The sequence below is a fragment of the Mycobacterium sp. genome, assembly GCF_032162605.1.
In the GTDB taxonomy this organism is placed as follows: domain Bacteria; phylum Actinomycetota; class Actinomycetes; order Mycobacteriales; family Mycobacteriaceae; genus Mycobacterium.
This window is the reverse complement of sequence record NZ_JAVROT010000519.1, coordinates 1-10,479: the sequence shown is the minus strand read 5'-3', so window position 1 is coordinate 10,479 and position 10,479 is coordinate 1. Positions and strand designations below refer to the sequence as shown.

9 protein-coding genes are annotated in these 10,479 nt (G+C 68.2%); 4 read left to right on the top strand and 5 right to left on the bottom strand.

Going from position 1 to position 10,479, the window contains the following annotated elements:
• Positions 1-172: OsmC family protein (locus QOI01_RS28745; RefSeq protein ID WP_526386546.1), on the top strand; the 172-nt coding region annotated here is incomplete at its 5' end.
• A 4-nt stretch (positions 173-176) separates the two neighbouring features.
• Here the strand turns inward: QOI01_RS28745 and QOI01_RS28740 are convergent.
• Positions 177-1,208, bottom strand: a complete 1,032-nt coding sequence (locus tag QOI01_RS28740; protein WP_526386545.1) for a nucleoside hydrolase — start codon at positions 1,206-1,208, stop codon at positions 177-179.
• A 66-nt stretch (positions 1,209-1,274) separates the two neighbouring features.
• Positions 1,275-3,290, bottom strand: coding sequence for an SDR family oxidoreductase (locus QOI01_RS28735; RefSeq protein ID WP_526386543.1), 2,016 nt, complete (start codon positions 3,288-3,290; stop codon positions 1,275-1,277).
• Between the two features lie 119 nt (positions 3,291-3,409).
• Between QOI01_RS28735 and QOI01_RS28730 the strand changes: the two genes are divergently transcribed.
• Positions 3,410-4,279, top strand: a complete 870-nt coding sequence (locus QOI01_RS28730) for a MaoC family dehydratase (protein WP_526386542.1) — start codon at positions 3,410-3,412, stop codon at positions 4,277-4,279.
• 11 nt (positions 4,280-4,290) lie between these two features.
• Here the strand turns inward: QOI01_RS28730 and QOI01_RS28725 are convergent, their stop codons facing one another.
• Both QOI01_RS28725 and QOI01_RS28720 read right to left on the bottom strand, forming a co-directional pair.
• Positions 4,291-4,872 (bottom strand): histidine phosphatase family protein, encoded by a 582-nt coding sequence (locus tag QOI01_RS28725; protein WP_526386544.1) that lies wholly within the window; start codon positions 4,870-4,872, stop codon positions 4,291-4,293.
• A gap of 138 nt (positions 4,873-5,010) precedes the next feature.
• Positions 5,011-5,775 carry an SDR family NAD(P)-dependent oxidoreductase gene (locus tag QOI01_RS28720; protein ID WP_526386541.1) on the bottom strand — a complete coding sequence of 255 codons (765 nt, stop codon included), beginning with the start codon at positions 5,773-5,775 and terminating at the stop codon, positions 5,011-5,013.
• Between the two features lie 64 nt (positions 5,776-5,839).
• On the opposite strand from QOI01_RS28720, the gene QOI01_RS28715 reads away from it, so the two are divergent.
• Entirely contained in the window at positions 5,840-6,313 is a 474-nt protein-coding gene (locus tag QOI01_RS28715; protein ID WP_526386540.1) for a nuclear transport factor 2 family protein, read from the top strand.
• Here the strand turns inward: QOI01_RS28715 and QOI01_RS28710 are convergent.
• Complete coding sequence (locus QOI01_RS28710) at positions 6,310-7,011, bottom strand: DUF899 domain-containing protein (protein WP_526386539.1); 702 nt, start codon at positions 7,009-7,011, stop codon at positions 6,310-6,312. The two genes, QOI01_RS28715 and QOI01_RS28710, sit on opposite strands and share 4 nt — an antisense overlap.
• A 104-nt stretch (positions 7,012-7,115) precedes the next feature.
• Between QOI01_RS28710 and QOI01_RS28705 the strand changes: the two genes are divergently transcribed.
• The gene (locus QOI01_RS28705) at positions 7,116-10,418 is read left to right on the top strand and encodes a DNA polymerase III subunit alpha (protein ID WP_526386538.1); all 3,303 of its coding nucleotides are present in this window, start codon (positions 7,116-7,118) and stop codon (positions 10,416-10,418) included.
• Positions 10,419-10,479: the final 61 nt, after the last annotated feature.

Below are 10,479 nucleotides of genomic sequence, written 5' to 3'. Positions count from 1 at the left end.
CGGTCAGCTCGACAACGGCGGCTTCGGCTTGGCGGAGGAACTGGAGATCACCCTGCCCAACGTCGACCACGCCACGGCGCAGCAGCTCACCGAAAAGGACCACCAGGTCTGCCCGTACTCCAACGCGACCCGCGGTAACATCGACGTCACCCTCGTTGTGACCGACGACTGAGCGCTCAGCCGAGCGTTGCGGCGAACGGCCCGACCCGCGCGATGAAGCGCTCGAAGAATGCGTCCGGGTCTATCTCGAAGCCGATGTTGGCGTTGGGGTGTCGGCCCCAGTGCCCGCGCCAGTCGGCCACCGTCATGCCGCGGGTCAGGGTGCCGGTCAGCTCGACGTCGACGGTCGCCCGCCGGTAGAGGACCAGATCGGGGTCCAGCGCCACGGCCGCGGCGAGCGGATCGTGCATATGGGCGAGATAGCCCTCGCCCTGGTCGAAGTGGAACTCGAAGTAGAAGCGCATCGCGTCCTCGAGAACGCGGATCAGCGGGTTGGATGCTGCCGACCGGGCGCCGCGGTCGTCGAGAACGCTCATCGGCGTGGTCGCGGAGCCAGCGGCGGCCGCGAGCCGGCTGAGTATCGCGGGGGTCATTGCGACGTTCTCGGTGAGATTGAGTCCCAAGATGATTGGGAGGTGCGTCGGCCTGTCGAGTCCCCACGCCGCGCTCCACACGGTGAAGACCTCCGAGGCCGCCTCGGGGTCGACGCTGATGTTCCACTCGGCGACGGGAGTGGTGTTGCCGCGGTAGTCGAACGCGCCACCCATCACGACGAGCCGCCGCAACAGCCTCGGCAGGCCCGGTTCGATGCGCATGGCCAGCGCCAGGTTGGTCAGAGGCCCGGTGACCAGCCCGATCAGCTCGCCGGGACGTTCGCGTGCCGCGTGTACCCAGGCGGTGGCTGCGTCGTAGTCGGTGAGTCGTCCGCCGCTGGCGGGCAGTCGCGCGTACCCGAGCCCCTCTGGGCCGTGGGTGTCCTCGGCGGTGCGCAGCGGCGCGGCCAACGGGCGCTCGACGCCCCTGGAGACCGGAATGTCGGTGGCCCCGCACAGTGCGAGCAGACCCATGTTGTTGGCGCAGACCGCGTCGACGGGCACGTTGCCCGCGGTCGAGGCGATGCCGACGATCTCGGCATCGTCACTGGCCAGCAAGTAGGCCAGCGCCATCGCGTCGTCCACCCCGGTGTCGACGTCGACGAATACGGGCAGCGGTACCGTAGGGCTTTCGCCTCTCAAGACCAACCCTGTCACGCCGCCAACGATAGGTCCGGGCTACTACCAGTGCACACCCGGCACCATGCGCACCGCGCGCTTGAGCGGTCGGGGGACCCGCAATGCCGCCGCTACTGAGCGGACCGGTCGCTTCGGACGCCGGGCCGGCTCGGGGTCGGCTGGCAACGCCGCCTCGGGCACGACACCCCTGGCGGCCGCCGAATCCGGATAGCCGAGGTAGACCTGATGCAGCACTCGGCGGGACAGCTTCGGCGTGAAGTACATCCCGACGTCGGCCAGCGTGCCGACCGGAGTGTCGATCCGCGCCGGCTTGTCCACCAGGCCGCGCACCACCATCGCGGCGGCGTGCTCGGCGGTGATCGCGGGCGTCGGGTTGAGTTTGCGCGACGGAGCGATCATCGGCGTCTCCACCAGCGGCATGTGGATGCTGGTGAACGTGATGTGGTCCGAAAGCGTCTCGGTTCCAACCACTTCGGCGAACGCGTCGAGCGCCGCCTTGCTCGGGATGTAGGCGCTGTACTTCGGGCTGCGAGACTGCACGCCCGCGCTGGACACGTTCACGACGTGTCCGAAGCGGCGCTCACGCCAGTGCGGGAGCAGTGCGAGCACCATCCGCACCGAGCCGAAGTAGTTGACCGCCATGACGCGTTCGTAGTCGTGGAACCGGTCGGTCGACGCCGATACCGACCGGCGGATCGAGCGGCCCGCGTTGTTCACCAGATAGTCGACGTGACCGAACTGGCCGAGGATGTCCTTGACGGTGTGGTCGACCGAGTCCGAATCGGTGACGTCGCACGTGAAGGCGTAGGCGCTACCGCCGGATTCACGGATCTCGCCGACGAGGCCGTCGAGTGCTTCTGCGTTGCGTGCCAACGCGAACACGCATGCGCCGCGTTCGGCCACGGCGATCGCCGATGCTCTGCCGATGCCACTGGACGCTCCCGTGATGATGACGTGGCGGCTGACCAGCGGGCCTGCGGGATCGTTGCGGCGCGCTCGGTCGGGGTCGAGGTGATCGGCCCAGTATCTCCACAGCTTCGGAGCGTAGGTCGAGAACTCCGGGACGTGTATCCCGCTGCCCCGCAGCGCTTCCAATGTGTTCTCCGAGGTGAACGTCGGGGCGAGGTCCACGACGTCGAGGATCTCGGCGGGGATGCCGAGCTGGGTGACGGCCATGTTGCGCAGGATCTTCGCGCGTCCCGTCGCCTTCAGGAACGGTGTCGCCATCGACCCGGGCAGGGCGGCGCGCAAGTCCGGCAGCCCGGCTTCGCGCGCCACGCCGCGGTAGATGTGTTTGAGGCCAATCGACTTCGGTGCGGTGAGATGAAACGTCTGGCCGTCACGCCCTGGGGAGTGGACTAGCGCGACAAGAGCGTCCGCGACGTAGTCCACCGGCACGACGTTGGTGCGGCCCGTGTCGGGCAGCATCATCGGGGTGAACCTGGGCAGCACGGCCAGTTTCGCCAGGAGGCCGAAGAAGTAGTACGGACCGTCCACCTTGTCCATCTCGCCGGTCCGGGAGTCTCCGACGACGACGGCGGGCCGGTAGATGCGGTAGCGCAGTCCCTGCGCGGCGCGGACCAGCATCTCGGCTTCGAACTTGGTCTGGTGGTACGGCGTCGGCAGGTCCTGCGCGACGTCGAAGTCCTGCTCGGTGTACTCGCCGGGAAACGTGCCCGCCACGGCGATGGACGACACGTGGTGAAGCGTCGCATCCATCCGCAGGGCCAGGTCGATGACGGCCCTGGTGCCGTCGACGTTGGCGGCGCGCTGGGCGTCGTCGTGCGCGGTGACGTCGTAGACCGCTCCACAGTGCACCACGTGGTCGACGCTGCCGAGTTCGGCGAGCGTCTCGTCGGTGAGACCCAGACCCAGTGTAGTGAGGTCACCGACCAGCGGTTTCACCCGGTCGCCCCACTGGCGAGCGAGGTGTTCGAACCGCGACAGCGACTCCCGCCGCACCAGAATCCACACTTCGGGATCGTCGGAGCGGGAGACGAGGGCGGACACGACACGGCTGCCAATGAACCCGGTACCGCCGGTAACGACATAGCGCATGCGAGCCATGGTCACCCCTGTCCCGGCGAAGGTCAACAAGGTGTGACCCGATCGGGATGGGCAGGGACTCGCCGCGCTATCGTCCGAACTGAGCCGCCAACGCCTTCAAAGGAGAATGCATGCCGATCAACCCCGACGCCATCGGTGCCAAGACCGCGCCGCAACCGTTCGAATGGACCGAGCGCGACACCCTGCTGTACGCGCTCGGTGTCGGTGCTGGCACCAAGGATCTGGCGTTCACGACCGAGAACAGTCACGACGTCGAGCAGCAGGTGCTCCCGACCTACGCCGTCATCGCGTGCCCCGCGTGGGGTGCGGTCGGCGAGGTCGGCAGCTTCAACTTCGGCATGCTGCTGCATGGTTCGCAACAGATTCGTCTGCACGCTCCACTGCCACCGTCGGGCAGGCTGAACGTGCATTCGGAGGTCGTCGACATCCAGGACAAGGGTGAGGGCAAGAACGCGATCCTGGTCTTCAAGGGCACCGGCACCGACCCGGATACCGGTCAGGTCGTCGCGGAGTCGGTCTCGACCGCCGTCATCCGCGGGGAGGGTGGCTTCGGCGGGCAGCCGGGGGAGCGGCCCGTCGCGCCGCAGATTCCCGACCGCGAGCCCGACGCGAAGGTGGCGCTGCCCACCACCGAGGACCAGCCGCTGATCTACCGCCTGTCGGGTGACCGCAACCCGCTGCACAGCGATCCGTGGTTCGCGCAGAATCTCGCCGGCTTCCCGAAGCCGATCCTGCACGGGCTGTGCACCTACGGCGTGGCCGGACGGGTGCTGGTGGCCGAGCTCGGCGGCAACGACGCGACGAAGATCAAGGCCGTCGGCGCGCGGTTCACCTCGCCGGTGTTCCCCGGCGAGACTCTGACGACGTCGGTCTGGCGCACCGAGTCCGGACATGCGGTGTTCCGCACCGAGGCGGCTGAAGCGGACGGGTCGAACTTGCGCGTCGTTCTCGAGGACGGCACCGTCGAGTACGTGGACTGACGTCCGTCGTCCTAGACGCGGGTGCCATTCCAGTCGACGAGAGTCCAACCCGCACTGGCGTTTCCGCGGACCACGACGTAACCGGTGTTCGGTAGGGGCTTCGTTAGGAGGGCCGGGTCGGCGTTGTGCGCGTTCATCAGCGTCCACAGCGCGATCGCGCCGCCGTGCGAGAACGCGACAGGGTGCTGGTCGCCGGTGTCGCAGATCGTCTTGACGGCGTCGTCGAACCTGGCGTCGAATTCGTTGCCGTCGATCGATCCGGGGATGCGCGCTGCGCGGTCGCCGTCGGTCCACTTCCGAAGGACGTCATAGAAACCGGCGCCCGCCGCTTCGGGCCGGCCCTCGTAGTCGCCCGCTTCGATCTCCCTCAGTCCGGGAAGGACGTCGACGGGTTCGTGGAGTTCGTCGGCGAGGAATTCGGCCGTCTGCTGGGTCCGGACCATCGACGACGCGAACATGCCGTCGAAGCCTGCCGTCCCGAAGTCGGCGGCAACCCGATGCGCCTGGGCCCAGCCGAGGTCGGTGAGGCTGGGCCCCGGCGTCGACGTGTCGGTGAACCCGGACGAGTTGCCTGCCGACTGTCCGTGGCGGATGAAGGTCAGCGTGATCTGCTCATCGGGTGCAGCCGAGGCGTGGGGCTCGAGGGACGTTGCGAGACCGCCGTGACGGCCAGGACGATCGCGGCGATCCGTCGTGTCATGGCTGCATCCTGCCAGCCTGGAGAGCCGGAGTTACCAGGTCTGTTCGGCCGCCCGGACCAGGATCTCGTTGACCGCGACCCGACGGTCGCGCGTCACGATGTAGGTCACGGCGTCGGCGATGTCGTCGGGCTCGAGCTTCACCATGCCCGGACTGCGCTGCTCGATGGCCTCGCGGTCGGCGGCGGGCAGGTTGTTCGTGATCTCGGTCTGCACCGTGCCCGGCTCGACGAGGCCGACGCGGACCCGCTTGCCAAGCACCTCTTGTCGGACGGCCTCCGAGAAGGCGCCGACGCCGAACTTCGTGAGCGCGTAGACGGCGGTACCCGGCCGGGCGACGCGGCCCGCGGTCGAGCTGATGTTGACCACGTCGGCGACACCGCGCGGCGAGTCCGCGGCGGCCGCGACGAGGTGCGGCAGGGCGGCTCGCGTCACGTAGAGCAGGCCATGGACGTTCACCGACAGCATCTTGTCCCAGTCGGCCGGGTCGGCCTCGGCGGCCGGACCGATCAGCATCAGGCCGGCGTTGTTGACCACGGTGTCGAGCCTGCCGAGCTCTGAGACCACGCGCTCCACCGCCGCCGCGGCTTGAGATTGGTCGGAGACGTCGGCCTCCACGGAAATCGCCGCGCCGCCCGCGGATCCGATCCGAGAGGTGAGGTCGTCGAGCCGATCCCTTCGCCGGGCCAGCAGTGCGACGGTCGCGCCCTCGGCGGCCAGGGCAAGGGCCGTCGCCTCGCCGATGCCACTGCTCGCGCCCGTCACCAATGCCACCGTGCCGTCAAGTCTCTGCGTCATGATGGTCATCATCCGCCGGTAATCTGCGGACTGCTCACAGACACAGACACGGAAGGACGGTCCCGTGACCTCCCAGACAAGCGAAGCCAAACCGCCGGTCCCGCCCTTCGACCTCCAGAGCGCGATCGTCAAGGTCCAAGCTGCCGAGGACGCGTGGAACACCCGTGACCCGCAGCGGGTCAGCCTGGCGTACACCGAGGACTCGGTGTGGCGCAATCGCGACCAGTTCATCACGGGCCGAACGGGAATCGTCGAATTCCTCACCGCGAAGTGGGAGAGGGAACTCGACTACGTCCTTCGCAAGAGCCTGTGGAGCTTCGACGGGAACCGGATCGCGGTGCGCTTCCAGTACGAGTGGCACGACATCGCGGGCCAGTGGTACCGCAGCTACGGCAACGAGCTCTGGGAGTTCGACGAGCGCGGCCTGATGCGCCGACGCGAGGCCAGCATCAACGACGTCTCCATCGACGAGACCGACCGCCGGTACTTCGGGCCGCGCCCGGAATCCGAACGGGGGCAGGACATCCTGTTGCGCTAGCCGGTCCCGTAGGCCTTGGCGATGTCTGGTGAGTCGAGCCAGTTCGAGTAGGTCGACGACTGCGGCCACCCGTCGGGGGAGTCTTGCCACTCCTCCTGGCGGCCCCACGGCAGGAGGTCGATCAGCGCGAAACTGTGGCTGAGTTGCTCGGTGCCGCGGCCGTCGGTGTGCCACGTGCGGTACACGGTGTCCCCAGCCGAATCAGCTACGCGAAGGAACACGTTGACGGCGAACCCCGTTCCCGGCGCTGCTCCGACGTCGGCGCCGAACGAACTCTCCGACGACGAGTACCAGTCCATCGCGTTGCCGACCTTGGCCTTGTAGGCGAGGGCCTCCCCGATCGGACCGTTGGTAACGATCACGAAGCGGGCGTCATAGTTGTCCAGGAAGTCCAGCCGGGTGAACTGTGACGTGAACCCCGTGCAGCCGCCGCACTGCCACTCGGCGCCGTCGGACCACATGTGGTTGTAGACGATGAGCTGCGAGTGGCCGTCGAAGACATCTGCCAACCGGACGGGTCCATCCGCACCGATCAGGGTGTACTCCGGCAGTTCCACCATGGGCAGCCGGCGGCGCTGCGCGGCGATCGCATCCAGTTCGCGGGTGGCGGCCTTCTCTCGCGCGCGGAGCTCGTCGAGTGCGGCGCGCCAGGTGTCCTGGTCGACCACCTGGGGCTTGGTGGACGTGGGTGTCGTCATTGCGGTCTCCTCGTGGGTTGGACTCTCCATCTGAAGTGTTGACTCGATCGCCGGTCGGAAATCATCGCATCGAATATCGAACGCATGTTCGATAGACTGTCGAGGTGGGATGGCACAGCGGACCGCCGAACTGGGGCGAGATGGAGCGCGTGCTCACCAGCAAGCCCCGCCGTGCCGGTTCGCGCCTTCCCGAGCCCACCGGCGACGGCGGTGACAGTCCGGCCTGGTCGCGCAAGCGCGGAAACTACGAACCGCCGGAGCAGAAGCGGGGCGGCTCGGCTCACAACTCGACGCCGTACGCCGAACTGCACGCGCACTCGGCGTACAGCTTCCTCGACGGGGCCAGTACGCCGGAGGAGCTCGTCGAGGAGGCCGCCCGGCTGAACCTGCGGGCCATCGCGCTGACCGACCACGACGGGCTGTACGGGGTGGTCCGGTTCGCCGAGGCGGCCAGGGAGCTCGACGTGCAGACGGTGTTCGGCGCCGAACTCTCGCTGGGAAACGTCGCTCGCACCGAGCAGCCCGACCCGCCGGGGCCGCACCTGCTGGTGCTGGCGCGCGGACCGGAGGGTTATCGACGGCTGTCGCGTGAGCTCGCGAAGGCTCATCTGGCCGGCGGCGAGAAGGGCAAGCCGCGCTACGACTTCGACGGGCTGACCGAGGCCGCGGGTGGGCACTGGCACGTCCTCACCGGGTGCCGCAAGGGCCATGTGCGCCAAGCACTGTCGACGGACGGTCCGGAGGCTGCCGAGGCTGCGCTCGCCGACCTGGTCGACCGGTTCGGGCGCTCGCGGGTCAGCGTGGAGCTCACCCGTCACGGCCACCCGCTCGACGACGAGCGCAACGCCACACTCGCCGAACTGGCGGCGCGATTCGGATTGAACGTCGTCGCCACCACCGCGGCGCACTTCGCCGAGCCCGCCCGCGGCAGGTTGGCCATGGCGATGGGGGCCATCCGGGCGCGCAACTCGATGGACGAGGCGGCCGGTTGGCTGCCGCCGCTGGGTGGTTCACACCTGCGGTCGGGGGAGGAGATGGCACGACTGTTCGCCCACCACCCAGGGGCGGTGACGGCTGCGGCCGAGCTCGGCGAACAGTGCGCGTTCGGGCTGGCGCTCATCGCCCCGAAACTGCCGCCGTTCGACGTCCCGGAGGGTCACACCGAGGACAGCTGGCTGCGGCACCTGGTGATGACCGGAGCGCGCAACCGGTACGGGCCGCCGGAACGCGCGCCGCGGGCATACGCCCAGATCGAGCACGAGCTGAGGGTCATCGCGCAGCTGACCTTCCCTGGTTACTTCCTGGTGGTGCACGACATCACCCGGTTCTGCAAGGAGAACGACATCCTGTGCCAGGGCAGGGGATCGGCGGCCAATTCGGCAGTCTGTTACGCGCTGGGCGTCACCAACGTCGACCCGGTTGCCAACGAGTTGTTGTTCGAGCGGTTCCTGTCGCCCGCGCGCGACGGGCCGCCGGACATCGACATCGACATCGAATCGGACCTACGCGAGAAGGCGATTCAGTACGTCTATGAGCGCTACGGTCGCGATTACGCCGCCCAGGTCGCCAACGTCATCACCTATCGCGGCCGCAGCGCGGTCCGTGACATGGCCAGGGCGCTGGGGTTCTCGCAGGGGCAGCAGGATGCCTGGAGCAAGCAGATCAGCAAGTGGAACGGGCTCGCTGACTCACCCGACGTCGAGGAGGTTCCCAAGCAGGTGATCGAGCTGGCGCTGCAGATCAAGGACCTGCCGCGGCACATGGGCATCCACTCCGGCGGCATGGTGATCTGCGACCGGCCGATCGCCGACGTGTGCCCGGTGGAGTGGGCGCGCATGGAGAACCGCAGCGTGCTGCAGTGGGACAAGGACGACTGTGCAGCAATCGGTTTGGTGAAGTTCGACCTGCTCGGACTGGGCATGCTCTCGGCGCTGCACTACGCCATCGACCTGACCGCCGAGCACAAGGGCCTCGAGGTCGATCTGTCCAAGCTCGACCTGTCCGAGCAGGCGGTGTACGAGATGCTGCAGCGCGCCGACTCGGTCGGGGTCTTCCAGGTGGAGTCCCGCGCGCAGATGGCTACGCTGCCCCGGTTGAAGCCGAGGGTGTTCTACGACCTGGTGGTCGAGGTGGCGTTGATCCGGCCAGGGCCCATCCAGGGCGGCTCCGTGCACCCCTACATCCGGCGCCGCAACGAGGAGGAGGAGGTCACCTACGACCACCCGTCGATGGAGCAGGCGCTGCGTAAGACGTTGGGAATACCATTGTTTCAGGAACAGCTGATGCAGTTGGCAGTCGACTGCGCTGGCTTCTCCGCCGCCGAGGCCGATCAGCTCCGCCGGGCGATGGGCTCCAAGCGGTCCACGGAGAAGATGAAGCGGCTGCGCGGCCGGTTCTACGACGGCATGCGCGAGCGGCACGGCATCACCGGCGAGATCGCCGACCGTATCTACGAGAAGCTGGAGGCGTTCGCCAACTTCGGTTTCCCGGAAAGCCATTCACTGTCGTTCGCCTCGCTGGTGTTCTATTCGTCGTGGTTCAAGCTGCACCACCCCGCGGTGTTCTGCGCCGCCCTGCTGCGCGCGCAGCCGATGGGCTTCTACTCGCCGCAGTCGCTGGTTGCCGACGCCCGTCGGCACGGTGTGCTCGTCCACGGCCCCGACGCCAACGCCAGCCTGTCCTACGCGACGCTGGAGAACGGCGGCCTCGAGGTGCGGCTGGGGCTCGGCGCGGTCCGGCACGTCGGCGAGGAGTTGGCCGAGCGGATCGTCGATGACCGAAAGACCCACGGCGCGTTCACTTCTCTAGTTGATCTGGCCGGCAGGGTGCAGCTCTCCGTGCCGCAGACCGAGGCGCTGGCCACCGCGGGGGCACTCGGCTGTTTCGGGATCACCCGGCGGGAGGCGCTGTGGGCGGCGGGCGCAGCGGCAGCCGAACGTCCTGACCGGTTGCCCGGTGTCGGCTCCTCCTCGCGCGTCCCGTCCCTACCCGGCATGACCGAACTCGAGTTGGCGGCCGCCGACGTCTGGGCCACCGGCGTCTCGCCGGACAGTCACCCCGTCCAGTTCCTCCGGGAGCATCTCGACGAGGTGGGCGTCGTCCCCGCCAACCGGCTGCTTTCGGTGCCGGACGGCACCCGGGTGCTCGTCGCAGGCGCGGTGACCCACCGGCAGCGGCCCGCGACCGCGCAGGGCGTGACGTTCATGAACCTCGAGGACGAGACGGGCATGGTCAACGTGATGTGCTCGAGGGGCGTGTGGGCGCGGCATCGCAAGCTGGCGCAGACGGCATCGGCGCTGGTGATCCGCGGCATCGTACAGAACGCGACGGGCGCGGTCACCGTGACGGCCGACCGGATGAGTCCGATCGACCTGCGGGTGAGGTCCAAGTCGCGCGACTTCCAGTAGGTCCGCCAGCCCTATCGCCCACTTCTGCACGGTTTCACCGGCCAATCAGGACCCTAAGGCA